Here is an 18,705-nt window from a genome sequence, read left to right as displayed (position 1 = left end):
TGCTTATCCTTTCGCTGCCGTCACACGGTTATAGTGCTCCAAATAGACCAGCAGAATAGAAATATCCGCAGGCGTTACACCCGAGATACGGGAAGCTTGGCCGATGGAGATTGGAGCAATTTTCGTCAGCTTTTGGCGCGCTTCCATTGCAAGTCCATGAATATCGTTATAATTAATATCTTCAGGGATTTTCTTCTGCTCCATCTTTTGCAATTTCTCTACATGCTGCAGCTGTTTCTCGATATAACCGGCATACTTGATTTGAATCTCAACCTGTTCCTTCATCTCGTCATCCAAATCCTCAGCAGATGGTGAGATCCGGTCTACAAAGCTGTATTCCACTTCCGGACGGCGCATCAGGGTCAGCAGATTGCTGCCATCAACAATTGGGGCCGAGTTGAAATCGGCAAGTGCTTCATTTACCTCATTCGGTTTTACCTTAGTCTCCTGTAACCGGGTGATCTCACGTTCAACGCGGGCTTTCTTATCGGTAAATGCAGCATAACGTTCCTCGGTAATCAGACCAATATCATACCCGATAGGCGTCAGGCGCAGATCGGCATTGTCATGGCGCAGCAACAGCCGGTATTCGGCTCGTGAGGTCAGTAGGCGGTAAGGTTCATTGGTACCTTTGGTGACCAGATCATCGATCAGTACCCCGATATATCCTTGCGAACGGTCAAGCACCACCGGCTCCTTGCCCTGGACTTTGCGTGCAGCGTTAATTCCAGCCATAATCCCTTGGCCTGCCGCTTCCTCATATCCGGAAGTTCCGTTAATCTGACCGGCTGTAAACAGCCCCGGTAAACGTTTCGTTTCCAGGGAAGGCCACAGTTGGGTAGGTACCATCGCATCATACTCAATAGCATAACCATTGCGCATCATTTCAACCTTTTCCATTCCCGGTATGGAACGCAGAATAGCCAGCTGTACATCTTCGGGAAGACTGGTGGACAGTCCCTGCACATAGTATTCGGAGGTATTCTTCCCTTCCGGTTCGAGGAAGATCTGATGCTTTGATTTATCGCTGAAGCGCACAACCTTATCTTCAATCGATGGGCAGTACCGTGGGCCTGTTCCTTCAATAATACCGGTGAACATCGGTGCGCGATGCAGATTGTCGTTAATAATCTGATGCGTCACCTCCGAAGTATAGGTCAGCCAGCATGGCAACTGCTCATTGTTGGATGACTTCGTTTCGTAGGAGAAGAACTTGGGGTGTTCGTCTCCAGGCTGGATCTCCGTCTTCGAAAAATCAATGGTATCTTTATGAACACGCGGCGGTGTTCCGGTCTTGAAGCGTACGAGCTCAAAGCCCAGCTCCCGCAAATTCTCCGACAGCTTCACGGAAGGCTGCTGGTTGTTCGGGCCGCTCTCATACGTCAGTTCACCCATGATAACCTTGCCGCGCAGATAAGTTCCCGTGGTCAGTATAACAGTTTTGCTGTGATATACTGTTCCAGTCTTGGTAATGACTCCGGAGACATGACCATCCTCGACGATCAATTCCTCCACCATTCCCTGACGAAGCGTCAAGTTTGGTGTCTTCTCCATCGTTTCTTTCATCGTATGCTGGTACAGAAATTTGTCAGCCTGGGCCCGCAGAGCATGCACCGCCGGACCTTTGCCTGTATTCAGCATCCGCAGCTGAATAAATGTCTTGTCAATATTGCGGCCCATTTCACCGCCGAGGGCGTCAATCTCCCGCACGACATGGCCTTTGGCCGGTCCGCCAATGGATGGGTTGCATGGCATGAATGCGACCATATCCAGATTTATTGTAATCATCAGCGTGCGGCAGCCCATCCGGGCCGCAGCCAGGGCGGCTTCGCAGCCGGCATGGCCTGCACCGATGACGATTACGTCATAGCTGCCTCCATCATAACTCATGAATGTTTACCTCCTGATTGTGAAACAGCGTTAAGCACCGTTTCCGTTAGTATATAGTCTACAGGTCTTCCGCTCAGAAAGACTTGTTATTTACCTAAGCAGAACTGCGAGAAGATCTGATCCAGCAGCGAGTCTGCGGCGGTGTCGCCGATTATTTCGCCAAGCTGCTCCCAGGCCAGCCGCACATCAATTTGTATCATATCAATCGGCACCAGCATGTCTGCAGCCTCATATGCATCCTGCAGGGACTTACGGGCCTTCTTGAGCAAGGCAATATGCCGGACATTGCTGACATAGGTCAAATCGCCGGATTCTAGCTTGCCTCCGAAGAATAATGCGGAGATAGCTTCCTCCAGCTTATCCAGACCCTCCTCCTCCAGCACAGACATCGGAACAATGCTATCTTCATTAAAAAAGTGAAGAAGCTTTCTTTTGTCCAGACGGGGCGGTAAGTCCATTTTATTCATGATCACCAATGCTTGTCTACCGTGGATTTGTTCCATCAGTGCCAGCTCGTCTTCATGCAGCTCTTCGCTGGCATTCAGCACGAGGAGAATAAGGTCGGCCTCACTGAACGCCGCTTTGGAGCGCTCTACGCCAATCTTCTCCACAATATCCATGGTTTCGCGTATTCCCGCAGTATCTAACAGTTTAAGCGGAATATTGTTAATTGTTACATATTCCTCAATCACGTCCCGGGTTGTCCCGGGTATATCGGTCACAATGGCCTTATTGTCACGGGCCAGCGCGTTAAGCAGCGAAGACTTGCCAACATTCGGACGTCCGACAATGGCCGTTGTGATGCCTTCACGCAAAATTTTTCCTTCACCCGCTGTCTTGAGAAGCTTATCGATACCCTCCATCACTTCCCGGCTCTTGTCCTTGATGAATTCGGCCGTCAGTGCCTCCACGTCATGCTCGGGATAATCAATATTTACTTCGATATGAGCCATGGTCTCGATTAAAGTATGGCGCAGCGCCTGAATCCGCTGGGACAGCGAGCCGCCAACCTGCTTCAAGGCCACTGAGAATGCCCGGTCCGACTTGGAACGGATCAAATCGATTACCGCTTCAGCCTGGGATAAATCAATCCGTCCGTTCAAAAAGGCACGCTTGGTGAACTCGCCCGGCTCTGCCAGCCGGATGTCCTGCTGAAGCAGCAGGTCCATCACTCTTCTTACCGATATGACCCCGCCATGCGCGCTGATCTCCACCACGTCTTCGGTCGTAAATGAGCGCGGCCCTTTCATCACGGTAACCAGCACTTCCTCCATCTGTTCACCGGTCTCCGGCTGGATGATATATCCGTAATGCACCGTATGTGATTCCGCTTCCGTCAGCGGAATACGGCTGCGGAACAGCTTGGCCACTTCAGGGATCGCCTGGGGCCCGCTGACCCGGATAATGGCAATGCCTCCCTCACCCAAAGCCGTAGATACGGCAGCGATAGTGTCACTTATCATAGTGTAGGTTCACCCCTCTAATCCTTAATTTCTACAAAAAAACAATGACCCCTTACACGGTCAAGGAGTCATTGCGGCATTATTGATCTTTACTTCAAGGTAATAACGACACGGCGGTTCGGTTCTTCGCCCTTGCTCGAGGTGCTCACCTGCTGGTGATCCTGCAGTCTGGAATGGATAATCTTCCGCTCCTGGGGAGACATAGGCTCCAGCACAACCTCTTTGCGGGTGCGGACCACACGGCCCGCGAGCCGGTCGGCCAATTCCTCCAGCGTCTTCTTGCGGCGCTCACGGAAGTTCTCGGCATCCAGTACCAGACGGACGAAGCTGTCAGAGTACCGGTTGGCCACAATATTGGCCAAGTATTGCAAGGCGTCAAGCGTTTGTCCTCTTCTGCCGATCAAGAGACCCAGATCCGGACCGGATATTTGCAGAATCGTTGTTTCCTTGGTATGCACGATTTCCACTTCCACCGTAAGCCCCATGGTTCTTGCGACATCCACAATGAAATGAACAGCCTCTGTATAAGCCTCTTCCACGGAATGTCCCGAATCTTGGCGTGGCACGCCGCCTTCCGCCTCCTGGTTGCTCTTGCTTGCTGGCTGCTGAGGCAGTGACGGAGCACTCGCCGCTGATACCGGTGCGGCTTCAGGAATCAAGGTAAGCTCCACCTTGGCATCCTTCGCACCGATCAAACCAAGGAATCCTTTGGATGGCTGTTCAAGTACGTTGACCGTGACCCGGTCCTTCTGAACTCCAAGCTGATGAAGTCCACGTTCAACAGCTTCTTCAATGGTTTTCCCTGTCGCGACGACTTTGCTCATTTTGACTTTTTAGCCTCCTTTACCCCTTTGCCGCTATTGCCCTTGCTTGCGGAAGCACCCGATTTGTTCTTCGATGAGTTGCCAGCCTTGCCGCTGTTGTTCTTCGCGGCTGTAGCACTGTTCTTGCTCTTGGCGGAAGGAGTATCATCCTTAGCATTTCCGTCACCTTGGACAACCACAGGTGTCTTTCCGTTGTTGCGGTACAAGAAGTAGTTCTGGATAATGGTATACACATTGCTATAGAACCAGTAAAGCGGCAACGCAGCCGGGAAATTGTAAGACATGATGAAGATCAGTACCGGATAGACCATCATCATGAACTGCATTGGCCCCTGCTGCTGCACCGGATTCATCTTGGTCATCATGCGTGTCTGCAGGAACGTTGTAGCAGCTGCGAGCAGCGGCAGGATGAACATTTTGTCCGGTTCGCCAAGCTGCAGCCACAAGAAGGAGTGCTCTCGCAGATCCGGATTATAATAGATTGAATTGTACAGGGCGATAAAAATCGGCATTTGCACGATCAGCGGCAGACAGCCGGCCATCGGATTGACCTTGTTCTCCTGGAAGAGACGCATCGTTTCCTGCTGCACTTTTTCCGGCTGATCTTTATATTTTTTCTGGATCTTCTGGAGCTCCGGCTGAATGGCCTGCATCGCACGCGAGCTTCTTACCTGTTTAAGGGTAAGCGGCAGAATCAGCGTACGGACGATAATCACCATTACTAGGACGGCTAGTCCATACTGTCCGTTAAACCATTTGGCAAACGTATCAAGGGCGATGGCGAAGTAGTACACAACGTTACTCTGCCAAAAGCCTCCGTTCTTCAAATCTTCCGTGGTGTGCGTAACCGTAGACGAAGGCGCGCACCCGGATAGAACAGCAATCAGCAATACCATTACCCCGAGGAGAAGAAACTGTTTTCCCCGTTTAGTCTTCAATAGAGACACCTCAAAACCCCTCTCATAAACATTCCATTGCACCGTAAATCATACCATAATTATGAATACAAATAAACAAGCCGCTTACGCAGGCGCTACTTACGTGAAGCCTTGAGGAGCTTGGCTTTGCGCAGTACATGAAGCGCACTTTTCTCCAGCTCGGCGTAATTCATGGCGAGTGCTCCTTTTCTTACGATAAACACCATATCCAGACCGCCTGCGATCTCCTCCTCGTGATGGCGGATGATTTCCTTCACGAGTCTTCGCATCCGGTTGCGGACAACGGCGTTTCCGACCTTCTTGCTGACCGACACCCCCAGCCGGAACCGCTCCACCTCTTTTCTGCTGAACCAATACACCACAAACTGATGATTGGCAAATGACTTCCCATGGCGGTATACGCGGCTGAAGTCGGCACGGTTTCGTAATCGTAAACGTTTGTGCACGGGAATCTCCTATTCATCGGCCGGATGTTCATCATTCCGGCAAATTTGCTACTAATTTAGTATGGGCAGCGATGCGCTGCAGTAAACCGCATGCCGCCATCACCAGTCAGACAATTGAACATCAAAAAAGCTCCGCAAAGAGCGGCGTGGCATTCTCTGCAGAGCTTGTACAATGGCTTGGCAACAAGAAGAACCGGCTGCGCGCTTCGGGCAGAAGCCGCCCTTCCTTTTCGGGATACTATATATAGAAGAAATTCATCTGCCTCAGATTTGTTTCGCCCATATATCTAAAAGAACCCCACCTGAGTGGGGTATTCACATTTAAAAAAGGACCACTGCAGTGGTCCCAGGCGGCCTAACCTTACGCACTCAGAACTTTTCTGCCTTTCAGGCGGCGGGCTGCCAGCACTTTACGGCCGTTCTTTGTGCTCATTCTTTTGCGGAAACCATGTACCTTCTTGCGCTTGCTTACATTCGGTTTGAACGTGGGTCTCATGTATTGCACCTCCCTTACAGGAACTTATTACTGTCATATTTATCAGAAACGGACTAAGCCGTCCTTTATTTAAGGACAGTATCATTTCTTATCATCAATTAGCGCGGTATATCCTCACAGAAAACACCTTTATATATTTAACCATAACCTCCAGCCAAAAGTCAACCTATACCTCGCCGATTCTCCCCCTCTTTTACAGCAGCATTATCCACAACCCACTGCGAAAAAAACAGAAATCCACAGGAATCTACAGTTATCCACCTGTGATTAAAAAAGAAAGTCGACTGCTCCCGAGTGAGCACAACCTGTGTACAAAAAAATAATCCACATGACGGAACCTGTCGAACCATGAACAAATTATCAACAATATGTAGTGGTGTTCCTAAAAATTATACACAAGTGATTGAATTTGTGGATAAAATAGCGAGGCTCATTGAAAAACAAGGGTGGTTTTGCTATGATGGTATTACTTTTGAATGTGAATAGGTTTGTTTGTTCTATATATTATCAACAAGCTGTGGATAAAGTTGTGAACAAATCAAATTTATCCATATTTTTTTGTCTCTTTATATTGCACATTGGGGATAAGATGCAGCACAAACCCATTTTCTTCGACATTTCCACTTCTTGGCTGACGCCACATTTGGAAGATTTAAAGGAGTGACAGTCTGTGGACAGCCATACTTCCGAATTATGGCAGCAAATTTTATCAATCATCCAAACTAAACTGAGCAAGCCGAGCTTTGATACCTGGTTCAAGGCGACGAAAGCGATCAGCTTCAGTCCTCAGGGCCTAATTATCTCGGCACCCACCACCTTTGCTGTCGAATGGCTGGAGAGCCGTTATACCAAGCTTGTGGGCGCCACAGTTTACGAGGTAACCGGCGAACAGGTCGACGTTAAGTTTGTCATCGAGGAGAGCAAGCCGGCAGAACCTGTCGTGCAGCCGATGGCCGCATCACCTGCGGTATTGCGTGAGGAAGCGCAAACTCATCTCCTGAATCCCAAATACACGTTTGATACCTTCGTCATCGGTTCCGGCAACCGTTTTGCGCATGCGGCTTCCCTCGCTGTCGCCGAAGCGCCGGCCAAAGCCTACAATCCGCTGTTCCTGTATGGCGGCGTAGGACTCGGCAAGACCCATCTCATGCATGCCATCGGGCACTATGTGCTGGAGCACAACCCCAACCACAAGGTGATCTACATCTCGTCCGAGAAATTTACGAATGAATTCATCAACTCCATCCGTGACAACCGCGGCGAAAGCTTTCGCAACAAGTACCGCAACGTTGACATCTTGCTGATTGACGATATTCAATTCCTGGCCGGCAAAGAATCGACGCAGGAGGAATTTTTCCATACGTTTAATGCGCTCCATGAGGAACGCAAGCAGATCATCATCTCCAGTGACCGTCCGCCCAAGGAAATCCCTACCCTGGAAGAGCGGCTGAGATCCCGGTTCGAATGGGGACTGATCACTGATATCCAGCCGCCCGATCTGGAGACGCGGATCGCCATTCTGCGCAAGAAGGCCAAGGCGGAGAATCTCGATATTCCGAACGAAGCGATGATGTACATTGCGAACCAGATTGATACGAACATCCGCGAACTGGAAGGCGCGCTGATCCGGGTGGTTGCCTATTCGTCCCTGACCAACCAGGATGTAACGACGCATCTTGCAGCCGAAGCGCTGAAGGACATCATTCCGTCCAGCCGGCCGAAGATGATTACGATCGGGGATATTCAGCAGAAGGTCGGGGAGTATTACAACCTGCGGATGGAAGACTTCAAGGCACGCAAACGGACCAAGGCTGTGGCCTTTCCGCGGCAGATCGCGATGTACCTGTCCCGTGAATTGACCGATTATTCACTGCCCAAGATCGGTGAAGCCTTCGGGGGGAGAGACCATACGACGGTTATTCACGCGCATGAGAAGATCACACAGTCCATCAAGGTAGACCAGGAGTTGTACAAAGTGGTAAATAATTTGGCGGAGAAAATTAAAAATCCTTCCTAACGGGAATAACAAGCCTATACACAAACTATACACATGTGGGTAGGCTTAATTTTATGCGTTTCCGGCAGTTATCCACATATTCGTCGCCCCTACTACTAATACTATTAAATAACTATAATAATTCTTCTTCTAAAGCGTAGCCGGGAGAGACACTAAGCAAGCACCACCATTTCCAATTTTCCAGCTAGGAGTGAAATCATGAAAATCAGCATTCTTAAAAATGAACTCAACGAAGCCATAGGACATGTATCCAAGGCCATTTCCAGCAGAACCACCATCCCCATTCTCACCGGCATCAAATTTGAGGTCGGCTACCAGGGCGTAACATTGACTGCAAGCGACACGGATATCTCCATCCAGTCCTTCATTCCTGCAGAGAATGACAGCCAGACCGTTGTCAAGGTAGACCAGCCCGGCAGTGTGGTGCTTCCGGCCAAGTTCTTCGTTGAGATTATTAAGAAGCTGCCGTCCAAAGAAATCCAGATGGAAGTCAAAGAGGGCTTTCAAACCTATATTTCTTCCGGCTCCACCGAGATTCAGATCGTCGGTCTTGATCCGGAGGAATTCCCCGTATTGCCAAACATCGAAGAGAACGATACCATTTCTTTGCCTGGAGATCTGCTGAAGAATATGATCAAGCAGACCGCATTCTCGATCTCCACCCAGGAAACAACGCCTATTCTGACCGGCATCCTGTGGAATCTGCACGACAATGAATTCAAGTTTACCGCCACCGACCGTCACCGCCTGGCCACCCGTGCGGCTAACCTTGAAGGTACAGAGAATGTTCACTTCAGCAATGTCGTCATCGCCGGCAAGACGCTGAACGAGCTGAGCAAGATCATTCCCGATCAGAATATGCTCGTGGACATCGTCGTAGCCGATAACCAGGTTCTGTTTAAACTTGACAAGGTGCTGTTTTATTCGCGTATTCTGGACGGGGTATATCCGGATACTTCTAGAATTATTCCGACAGCCTACAAAACAGAACTGACTTTGGATACAAAAAAACTGACCGATTCCATTGACCGCGCTTACCTCTTGTCCCGTGAAGAGAAAACGAACATCGTACGGATGCAGACGCTGGAGAACGGCGATGTAGAAATCTCCTCCAGTTCCTCTGAGCTCGGCAAGGTGCGTGAAGAACTGGAAGTTATTGATTTTAAAGGTGAACCGCTCAAAATCTCTTTCAACTCGAAATATATGCTGGATGTCCTCAAAGTGGTGGAAAGCGAACAGCTGCTGATCGCCTTCACTGGGATGATGAGCCCGATCATTCTGAAGCCGCTCGATGACAGCCGCAGCCTGTATGTTATTCTGCCTTACCGCACCACCAACTAACACCTCACCCGGGCGTTGAATGCCTTGTGGATAACCGGTGGAAAGGATTATAGTCATGAAAAAAATACTTATCCACAGTGGATATATTAAGCTGGACCAGTTTCTGAAACTCGCGGATTGCGTATCCACAGGCGGCATGGCCAAGGCGCTACTGCAGGAAGGCCAGGTGCGTGTAAACGGGGAGCCGGAAGATCGGCGTGGCCGAAAGCTGTATCCAGGTGATACAATAGAGGTTCAGGACCAAGGCACTTTCGCCGTCGAAGGCGGAGGAGCACAAGAGTAGACCGCTATGGGAGGCAGGGCTCGTGTTTGTTAAAAATATCGGATTGCAGTATTACCGGAACTACGGGCTGCTGCGTCTGGAGAATCTGGGCGATGTGAACCTGATCCTCGGTCAGAACGCCCAGGGCAAAACAAACCTGATGGAGGCCCTGTTCGTTCTGGCCATGACGAAGAGTCACCGCACCTCGAAAGACCGGGAGTTAATTTCGTTCGATGCGCCGGCGGGAGCAGCACATATCGCCTGTGAAGTGGAACGGAAGTACGGGGATCTGAAGCTCGAGCTGATTCTGTCCGCACAGGGAAAGAAGGCTAAGATCAACGGACTGGAGCAGCGGCGGCTCAGTGAATTTATCGGCTCGCTGAATGTCGTCATGTTCGCTCCCGAGGATTTGGAGATTGTTAAAGGCACCCCCGGAATCCGGCGGCGCTTTCTTGATATGGAGATTGGACAGGTGCAGCCAAGCTACCTGTTTCATCTGCAGCAATACCAGAAGGTGCTTCTGCAGCGGGGAAATCTGCTGAAGCAGCTATGGGGCAAGGAGAGTACGGCCAAGGATCTGCTGGAGATCTGGGATATTCAACTTGCGGAGCATGGTGTTAAAATTGTCCAAAAGCGGAAACAATTCATAAAGAAGCTGCAGAAGTGGGCGGAAGATATTCACCGCAGCATTACCAGCGGCGGAGAAGAGCTGAAGCTACACTATGTGCCTTCTTTTGGAGACCGTGATACCGAAGATGAAGCTGTCTTATTGGACAAATTTATGTTAAAGTTATCACAAACGAGAGAACAGGAAATCAGGCGCGGCATGACGTTGACGGGCCCCCACCGGGATGACCTGTCCTTTTTTATCAATGGCAGGGAAGCGCAGGTTTACGGTTCCCAGGGACAGCAGCGCACAACCGCCCTATCGCTGAAGCTGGCGGAGATTGAACTGATCCATGAGGAGATCGGGGAGTATCCCGTGCTGCTGCTGGACGATGTGCTCTCGGAGCTGGACCCTTTCCGGCAGACACAACTGATCGAAACCTTTCAAAGCAAAGTCCAGACCTTTATCACCGCGACCGGTGTGGAAGGCTTAAATACAAATAAGTTAAAAGGCTCGAATTTGTATCATGTTACGGGTGGCCAAGTGGAGATTTAGAGAGCGGAGGAAGAGCATGTATATTCATTTGGGCGGGGAGAAGGTTATCCGGTCCTCGGAGCTGATTGCTATTTTTGATATCTCGATTGAGAAATCGTCCAAGGTATCTAAGCAGTTTATGGTTCATTCCCATCAGGACAAACGTTTGGAACGCATCGGCGATGAGGAAGCGAAATCCATCATCGTCACGAAGAATATGGTCTATTATTCCCCCATTTCCTCCTCTACTCTCCAGAAAAGAGCAAGAATGCTGTTGGAATTATAAGTTAAGATTTGTATCTCAAGAGATCATCAGAAAGAAGTAGGTGAAGGCATTGTCAATGAATCAACCGACATATGATGAAAGCCAGATTCAGGTGCTTGAAGGGCTGGAGGCTGTCCGGAAACGTCCCGGTATGTACATTGGCTCTACCAGCGCCAAAGGTCTGCATCATCTGGTATGGGAGGTTGTCGATAACAGTATCGATGAAGCGCTCGCGGGCTTCTGCGACCGCATCCAAGTGATTATTCATGAGGACAACAGCATTACCGTTATCGATAACGGACGGGGTATTCCTGTCGGCGAGAACGTAAAGCTGAAGAAATCGACGCTGGAAGTCGTCATGACCGTTCTTCATGCGGGCGGCAAATTTGGCGGCGGCGGGTACAAAGTATCCGGCGGTCTTCACGGTGTAGGGATTTCGGTTGTCAACGCCTTGTCGGAACGGGTGGAAGTCACCGTTAAACGCGACGGCCATGTATACCGGCAGGAATATAGACGCGGCACGCCGCAATATGATATTCAGATTATCGGGGATTCAGAGGAGACGGGTACCACCACCAAATTCCTGCCTGATCCGGAGATTTTCACCGAAACCACAGTCTATGACTATACTACGCTGCTTACCCGTATCCGTGAGCTGGCGTTCCTTAACAAGGGAATTGAGCTCTCGCTTCTGGACGAACGGACCGGTGCCTCGAACACCTTCCGGTACGACGGCGGTATTGTGGAATACGTGAAATATTTGAACGAGAAAAAAGAAGCGCTGCATGAGGAGCCGATCTACGTGGAAGGCGCACGGGATATGATCCAGGTGGAAGTCGCTTTACAATATAACGATTCTTATACAGAAAATATTTATTCATTCGCCAATAATATCAACACCCACGAAGGCGGCACCCATGAATCCGGTTTTAAGAGCGCGCTGACGCGGATTATTAACGATTACGCACGCAAAACCGGTGTGATCAAGGACAGTAACTCTAACCTTACCGGCGATGATGTGCGCGAGGGTCTGACCGCGATTATCTCCGTGAAGATTCCTGAGCCGCAGTTTGAGGGACAGACCAAGACCAAGCTGGGGAACAGCGAAGTGCGCGGTATCGTGGAATCCTTGTTCGGCGAGAAGCTGCAGGAGTTTCTGGATGAGAATCCGGCGGTGTCCCGGAAAGTGCTGGATAAGGCACTACAGGCGTCCAGAGCCCGGGAGGCTGCCCGTAAAGCCCGTGAACTGACCCGCCGTAAGAGTGCACTCGAAGTCAGTGCGCTGCCTGGCAAGCTGGCAGACTGTTCCTCTAAGGATGCCTCCATCAGTGAGCTGTTTATCGTCGAAGGCGACTCCGCCGGCGGATCGGCCAAGCAAGGCCGGGACCGGCATTTCCAGGCGATTCTGCCGCTGCGCGGCAAGATTCTCAACGTGGAGAAGGCCCGTCTGGACCGCATCCTGTCCAATGCTGAAATCCGGGCGATCATTACCGCTCTAGGGACCGGCATCGGCGATGATTTCGATATTGCTAAAGCCCGTTACCACAAGGTCGTCATTATGACTGACGCCGACGTGGATGGGGCCCATATCCGTACCCTGCTGTTAACCTTCTTCTACCGCTACATGCGGAAGATTATTGATGCCGGCTTTATCTACATTGCCCAGCCGCCGCTCTTCAAGATTGAACGTAATAAAGTGATACGCTATGCGCAAAGCGAGAAGGAACGCGACGATATCATTGCCTCCTTCGGCGAAGGCGTGAAGGTCAACGTTCAGCGCTATAAAGGGCTTGGAGAAATGAATGCGACACAGCTCTGGGATACAACGATGGATCCTGAGAGCCGCAGCATGCTGCAGGTGACGATTGAGGACGCCATTTTGGCCGATGCAATCTTTGATACGCTGATGGGCGACAATGTTGAGCCACGGCGTGATTTCATTCAGGAGCATGCTCAATCGGTACGGAACCTGGATATTTAATTTATATGATTTTATTATCATGAAGAAAGAACCTCCGCTCCTATGTTCTGCTAATAGTGAGCCGGAGGTTCTTTTGCGTATAATTAACGTCTGGAGTAAGTCTTACGGCTGCGTGATGGGGAGGAGCGGGTTTTACGGAAACGTCCGTAGGCTACGGCATATCTGTGTATACGTCGGTAAATCCTCTTGTCCGGAAACGTTTTAAATATCATTACTGCCGGGAGGGTGTTAACCTCAAGCAGCCACAGATCATGGTGCTGATCCAGTGCCACATCAAGGCCGATTTCTTTGATGCCCGGATATGCCGTTTCGAGTTGGGCACCGATCCTGATTCCCAAGGCTTTCAGTTCCTGCAAGGTATTGTGTATCTCCAGAGGACTCATATGTGGTTTAAACAGCGTCTTTACTTGATGTATGCTCCCTCCGTTGTGGTAGTTCGTAACAATCTTTTGCGGTGCAGCCAATCTGCCAAGCATTCCAGTCGTTTCCCAGGCTCCTTCCGGATTCTTCTGGGTAAGTACCCGCAGATCAAACGGCCGTTCTTCATGGCGCAGCAAATCAATTCCTTGCTGAATGAGATAGGTACGCCTGCCCAGCTTGGGCACAATTGCGGCATGCAGCTCTTCCAGTGAATTGAAAGCCTCTGCTTCCAGCCCGTAGCGCAGAACATACATGAGCTTCGGTTCTATACGTTCCGATGCTTCACACCCTTCGGATTGACCGGCGTGTACAAGATTCTGCTGCCCGCTTGGCTCCAGGCTCACCATGCGGCGCTGGACCCGCATAACGCCGATTCCGTATGTGCCGCGGTCCGGCTTAATATATACCGTCTCGTATAATTCAAGCAGTTCCCGAAGGGATGTCTGACTGTATTTTCGCGTATCCGGAATGTAGGCTGCCAGAAGGCGGTTCTGCAGAATGACTGTGGTTTTGGCCCATTTACTGGACACCCGTTGAATCTTCATGAGGCACCTCCTTCATTATTGCGGGGCTGTTAATACTAAGCTGAAATGTCAGGACAAGCTAGCTAAACAATGGTATAATATTAGGATATGGGGTTACGTCTTTATTACTGTAACAGGGCCATATCGCTACTCTTTTTGTCTGTATAGTCTATGTACCGTGTGTTTTGGCGGAGAGGGCGTATATCCTTATCGGGCGAAAAAGAAATACGAGTGAAGTCACAAAAGCTAGCGTGTTTAATTGTGCAGTTTTTGTGAAAGTAATATAATTAGGGGTAGCGGTTTTTTTAACTGAAGGAGGTCCAGCAACTCATGGCTGAACAAAATAACCCGCAAATTAAGGACCGGGACATTGGTATGGAGATGCGCGAATCCTTTATGGATTACGCCATGAGTATCATTGTAAGCCGGGCTTTGCCGGATGTGCGGGACGGAATGAAGCCGGTTCACCGACGTATTCTGTTTGCGATGTCGGAATTAGGCATGTTCTCGGATAAGCCTCACAAGAAGTCGGCAAGAATCGTGGGTGAGGTTATCGGTAAATACCATCCTCACGGAGATTCCGCTGTTTATGAAACGATGGTACGGATGGCGCAGGATTTCTCGATGCGCTATATGCTTGTAGACGGACACGGAAACTTCGGTTCGATCGACGGTGATATGGCCGCAGCTATGCGTTACACAGAAGCCCGTTTGTCCAAAATCGCCGGCGAAATGCTTCGCGATCTTAATAAAGAAACCGTCGATTTCGTGCCTAACTATGACGGTGAAGAACATGAGCCTGCCGTATTGCCGGCCCGTTTCCCCAACCTGCTCGTCAATGGGGTGTCGGGGATTGCAGTAGGTATGGCCACCAATATTCCGCCGCATAACCTCGGTGAAGTTATTGAGGGTGTACAGGCGATGATCAAGAATCCCGACATAACACCTATGGAATTGATGGAATATATCAAGGGACCGGATTTCCCGACGGCCGGCTACATTCTTGGTCGTGAGGGCATCCGTCAGGCCTACCGTACGGGCCGTGGCGCAGTTACGATGCGTGCGAAAGCAGACATTGAAGACAATAACGGCAAGGCGCGCATTATTGTGCATGAGCTCCCTTACCAGGTTAATAAAGCCAGACTGATTGAGAAAATTGCCGAGCTGGTACGGGAAAAGCGGATCGAGGGAATTACGGATCTGCGCGATGAGTCGGACCGCAACGGCATGCGCATCGTCATTGAAATGCGGCGCGATGTCAATCCAAGTGTACTGCTGAATAATCTGTACAAGCATACGGCGATGCAGTCAACCTTCGGGATTAACATGCTGGCCATTGTCAACAATGAACCGAAGGTGCTCAACCTGCGCGATATGCTGTACCACTACTTGCAGCATCAGATTGAGGTTATCCGCAGACGGACCATCTTCGATCTGAAGAAGGCGGAAGCGCGGGCTCATATTCTGGAAGGCCTGCGGATTGCGCTGGATAATCTGGACGAAGTGATCGCCCTGATCCGGGCTTCCCGCACCACAGAAATTGCACGTGACGGGTTGATGGAACGTTTCCGTCTCAGCCTGGAGCAAGCTCAGGCTATTCTCGATATGCGGATGCAGCGCCTAACCGGACTGGAACGCGAGAAGATTGAGAATGAATATAATGAGCTGATGGGCAAGATTGCTGAATACAAGGAAATCCTGGCCAACGAGCACCTGGTGCTGGAGATCATTAATAATGAGCTGCAGGAGATCCGTGACAAGTACGGTGATGAACGCCGCACCGAAATTACCGTAGGCGAAGAGAGCATTCTCGACGAGGATCTGATCCCGCGTGAAGAAGTGGTCATTACCATTACGCATACGGGGTATATCAAGCGTCTGCCGGTGAGCACGTACCGCAGCCAGAAGCGCGGCGGCCGCGGCGTCATGGGAATGGATACCAAGGATGAGGACTTTGTGGAGCATCTGTTTGTCAGCAACTCCCACAATTACCTCATGTTCTTCACTGACAAGGGCAAAGTATACCGGATTAAGGCCTATGAAATTCCGGAGCTCAGCCGGATTGCCCGGGGGACGCCGATTATCAACCTGATTCAAATTGAGCAGGGCGAGAAGATCAGCGCCGTCATTCAGGTGGAGGAAGCGGACAGCGACAAATATCTGTTCTTTGCAACGCGTGAAGGCATTGTAAAGAAGACCCCGCTTGAAGACTACTCCAACATCCGCAAGGGTGGTCTGATTGCCATTCATTTGCGTGAAGAAGATTCGCTGATTGAGGTGAAGCTGACTGATGGAGAGCAGAACCTGATCATTGGTACGGCTAAGGGCATGTCCATTACGTTCTCTGAGACAGATGTCCGTTCAATGGGCCGCAGCGCAACAGGGGTTAAAGGCATTACGCTGGACGACGATGATCATGTCATCGGTATGGACTGCGTGAACAAGGATCTTGACGTACTGATTGTTACCGCCAAAGGTTACGGAAAACGTACTCCGGCTTCCGATTACCGTTCCCAGACCCGCGGGGGTAAGGGGATCAAGACAATTAATCTCACGGAGAAAAACGGTCTTGTGGTTGGGCTGAAGGTCGTCAAAGACGATGAGGATCTGATGATCATTACCACAAGCGGAACGTTGATCCGTACCAGCATGGACGGCATTTCAACAATGGGACGCTATGCGCAGGGCGTGAAGCTGATCAACATCCGTGAAGATGACGCAGTAGCCACACTTTGCCGCGCTGACAAAGAGGAAGAGCTTCCGGATGAGAATGCGGAAACTTCAGGCGCTGATGGCGGCCTGGACTCCGGTTCCGAAACAGAGGCAAACGTGGAAGCGGCCGAAGCGCAAGGCGAGGATCGCGAAGAAGATACGTTGGAATAAGCAGGACATAGAGCACAGATTTCGTTTAGGCGGAATTTGTGCTTTTTTATATAGAATTAAACCATGTTGGATAAAATAAAGTTCTGCAACGGCACCGCGATATCTAGTCGCATTTAGCCTTCCATACTATAATTAAAGTATTGAACTAAACAGATTTCTTCCGAACCGTTCCACAGAAGTAGAGGGGCTGAATGTATGCCAAGTGTACCCGTAGCAGAGCTCAAATTAGGCTCGAAAATTATTCAAGATGTTGTTACCCCGTTGGGCGGAACGTTGTTCACCAAAGGAAAGGTAGTTCTGCCGCGCGATATCGAAATTTTACAGGCATTCTTAATTCAGCAGGTTGACATTGAAGGCGCCCAGGGAGACAACAAACCAGCTGAACCGGCAAAAGTAGCAGTAAAACAGCCGCCGCTGAAGCCTGGTGCCACAATCAATGAAGCGGCGCTGTCCAGGAACAGCTCATCGCTTCACGACGAGTATGAAAAAATGCTGGTAATGATTAAGAAGGTTTACCAATCCGCTGCCGCGGCACCTTTGCCTATCCTGGAACTAAGGGGACAGCTTGAGGCTTTACTCAGCCAACTGAAAGATTATCATGTATTGAAATTTACTCCCCGGGCAATATCAGATCAGGACTATAATTACCACAATGCCGTACTATCGGCTTTAACCTCATATAGAATTGCCCAATGGTGCGGACATCCTCAGAAGGATTGGATGCAGGCAGCCTTTGCCGGTCTGCTTCATGATATCGGAAATGTAAAAGTGGACTCAGGACTATTACATAAGCCTACACCGTTGTCTTCGGCTGAATTGGAGGAAGTCCGCCGGCATACAACCTACGGCTATCAATTGCTGCGTAATGTAACGGCGATCAATGAGGGCGTGCGCTTATCGGCGCTCCAGCATCACGAGAAAATTGATGGGTCGGGCTATCCGCTGCGTCTTGAAGGCAGCCAGATTCATTTCTATGCCAAGATTGTCGCCGTAGCTGATATCTTTCATGCCATGACCCTGAAGAAGGCTTACAGAAGTGCTCAGTCGCCTTATTTGGTGCTGGAACAATTGCAGAAAGAGAGCTTTGGAAAGCTTGACCCCGTAATTGTCCAGACGTTTATTCAGAAGACAACAGACCTATACAACGGAACACGTATCCGTCTAAGCGATGGCCGTCATGGGGAGATCATATTTACAGATCGCAGCAACCCTACGCGTCCAATGGTGCAGGTTGAGGGCAGAATAGTAAATCTGATGCTGGAGCGGGAATTGTACATTCAAGAGATCATTGCATAGCTGAAGTAGAGATATCAACCGTGTTTACCGGTTTACTGCAAATTTTCAGGTGCGCCGGTAAGCACGGCTATAATAATCTCAAAAAAACACTTGCAATAACTCCATGAACATGGTATATTCTAATTCCGGCCAAGAAAGATCAAATGGTTGCTCGAAAAAGAAATTAAAAAAGAGCTTGCATTGGTCGGCTGGATATGATATAGTATAAGAGTTGCTGGTGATGAGAAATTGATCGAACGCAACAATGTTGATCTTTGAAAACTGAACAACGAGTGAGTATTGGAATTCACCTCATTGGTTTCAATAAAGTGATTCCACAAATGAGAATTTATTCTCGTCAGTTTCAAAATGAGCTATCAGCTTATTCGATAGATTTTCGGATGGTTATTTTCTCGAAGCGATTCGGGTGAAGTAGCCGTTCGAAAAAACCTTATTGGAGAGTTTGATCCTGGCTCAGGACGAACGCTGGCGGCGTGCCTAATACATGCAAGTCGAGCGGAGTGATGAGGGAGCTTGCT

General features: G+C 49.9%; 15 protein-coding genes and 1 rRNA gene. 9 read left to right on the top strand and 7 right to left on the bottom strand.

The features are described 5' to 3' along the window. Window positions 1–3: 3 nt before the first annotated feature. The 6 genes from mnmG to rpmH form a co-directional block, all read right to left on the bottom strand. Window positions 4–1,890 carry a tRNA uridine-5-carboxymethylaminomethyl(34) synthesis enzyme MnmG gene (mnmG, locus tag F1381_RS02970; protein WP_151733342.1) on the bottom strand — a complete coding sequence of 629 codons (1,887 nt, stop codon included), beginning with the start codon at window positions 1,888–1,890 and terminating at the stop codon, window positions 4–6. A gap of 86 nt (window positions 1,891–1,976) precedes the next feature. Continuing rightward, window positions 1,977–3,353 (bottom strand): tRNA uridine-5-carboxymethylaminomethyl(34) synthesis GTPase MnmE, encoded by a 1,377-nt coding sequence (gene mnmE / locus F1381_RS02965; RefSeq protein WP_151733341.1) that lies wholly within the window; start codon window positions 3,351–3,353, stop codon window positions 1,977–1,979. A gap of 89 nt (window positions 3,354–3,442) precedes the next feature. Further along, window positions 3,443–4,177, bottom strand: coding sequence for an RNA-binding cell elongation regulator Jag/EloR (jag, locus tag F1381_RS02960; RefSeq protein ID WP_151733340.1), 735 nt, complete (start codon window positions 4,175–4,177; stop codon window positions 3,443–3,445). After that, a complete protein-coding gene (locus tag F1381_RS02955) occupies window positions 4,174–5,124 on the bottom strand; it encodes a YidC/Oxa1 family membrane protein insertase (protein ID WP_151733339.1) in 951 nt (316 codons plus the stop codon). Before F1381_RS02955 ends, jag begins: the two co-directional genes overlap by 4 nt. A gap of 86 nt (window positions 5,125–5,210) precedes the next feature. After that, entirely contained in the window at window positions 5,211–5,561 is a 351-nt protein-coding gene (gene rnpA / locus F1381_RS02950; RefSeq protein WP_151733338.1) for a ribonuclease P protein component, read from the bottom strand. Window positions 5,562–5,922: 361 nt separating this feature from the next. Beyond that, window positions 5,923–6,057 carry a 50S ribosomal protein L34 gene (rpmH, locus tag F1381_RS02945; protein WP_019914530.1) on the bottom strand — a complete coding sequence of 45 codons (135 nt, stop codon included), beginning with the start codon at window positions 6,055–6,057 and terminating at the stop codon, window positions 5,923–5,925. A 670-nt stretch (window positions 6,058–6,727) separates the two neighbouring features. Here rpmH and dnaA point away from each other — a divergent pair. The 6 genes from dnaA to gyrB all read left to right on the top strand — a co-directional run bounded on the left by dnaA (window position 6,728) and on the right by gyrB (window position 13,064). Continuing rightward, window positions 6,728–8,074 carry a chromosomal replication initiator protein DnaA gene (gene dnaA / locus F1381_RS02940; RefSeq protein ID WP_151733337.1) on the top strand — a complete coding sequence of 449 codons (1,347 nt, stop codon included), beginning with the start codon at window positions 6,728–6,730 and terminating at the stop codon, window positions 8,072–8,074. Window positions 8,075–8,272: 198 nt separating this feature from the next. Further along, window positions 8,273–9,415, top strand: coding sequence for a DNA polymerase III subunit beta (gene dnaN, locus F1381_RS02935; protein WP_151733336.1), 1,143 nt, complete (start codon window positions 8,273–8,275; stop codon window positions 9,413–9,415). Between the two features lie 55 nt (window positions 9,416–9,470). Further along, window positions 9,471–9,698: a S4 domain-containing protein YaaA gene (gene yaaA, locus F1381_RS02930; RefSeq protein WP_151733335.1), complete on the top strand. Its 228-nt coding sequence runs from the start codon at window positions 9,471–9,473 to the stop codon at window positions 9,696–9,698. Between the two features lie 22 nt (window positions 9,699–9,720). Next, the gene (gene recF / locus F1381_RS02925) at window positions 9,721–10,839 is read left to right on the top strand and encodes a DNA replication/repair protein RecF (protein WP_151733334.1); all 1,119 of its coding nucleotides are present in this window, start codon (window positions 9,721–9,723) and stop codon (window positions 10,837–10,839) included. A 16-nt stretch (window positions 10,840–10,855) separates the two neighbouring features. Then, window positions 10,856–11,104 carry an extracellular matrix regulator RemB gene (gene remB / locus F1381_RS02920; protein WP_151733333.1) on the top strand — a complete coding sequence of 83 codons (249 nt, stop codon included), beginning with the start codon at window positions 10,856–10,858 and terminating at the stop codon, window positions 11,102–11,104. Window positions 11,105–11,159: 55 nt separating this feature from the next. Beyond that, window positions 11,160–13,064: a DNA topoisomerase (ATP-hydrolyzing) subunit B gene (gyrB, locus tag F1381_RS02915; RefSeq protein ID WP_187355167.1), complete on the top strand. Its 1,905-nt coding sequence runs from the start codon at window positions 11,160–11,162 to the stop codon at window positions 13,062–13,064. Between the two features lie 83 nt (window positions 13,065–13,147). On the opposite strand, the gene F1381_RS02910 is transcribed toward gyrB, so the two are convergent. Next, complete coding sequence (locus F1381_RS02910; RefSeq protein WP_151733331.1) at window positions 13,148–14,029, bottom strand: YheC/YheD family protein; 882 nt, start codon at window positions 14,027–14,029, stop codon at window positions 13,148–13,150. Window positions 14,030–14,338: 309 nt separating this feature from the next. Here F1381_RS02910 and gyrA point away from each other — a divergent pair, with 309 nt between their 5' ends. The 3 genes from gyrA to F1381_RS02895 all read left to right on the top strand — a co-directional run. After that, window positions 14,339–16,891 carry a DNA gyrase subunit A gene (gyrA, locus tag F1381_RS02905; protein ID WP_246187893.1) on the top strand — a complete coding sequence of 851 codons (2,553 nt, stop codon included), beginning with the start codon at window positions 14,339–14,341 and terminating at the stop codon, window positions 16,889–16,891. Between the two features lie 195 nt (window positions 16,892–17,086). Beyond that, complete coding sequence (locus tag F1381_RS02900) at window positions 17,087–18,187, top strand: HD-GYP domain-containing protein (RefSeq protein ID WP_151733330.1); 1,101 nt, start codon at window positions 17,087–17,089, stop codon at window positions 18,185–18,187. A gap of 430 nt (window positions 18,188–18,617) precedes the next feature. Then, window positions 18,618–18,705, top strand: a 16S ribosomal RNA gene (locus F1381_RS02895); the annotation flags it as partial.

Source organism: Paenibacillus tengchongensis, from assembly GCF_008973665.1.
In the GTDB taxonomy this organism is placed as follows: Bacteria; Bacillota; Bacilli; order Paenibacillales; family Paenibacillaceae; genus Paenibacillus_AQ; species Paenibacillus_AQ tengchongensis.
Note: the sequence above shows the minus strand (reverse complement) of the source record. Positions and strands in the feature narration are given on the sequence as shown.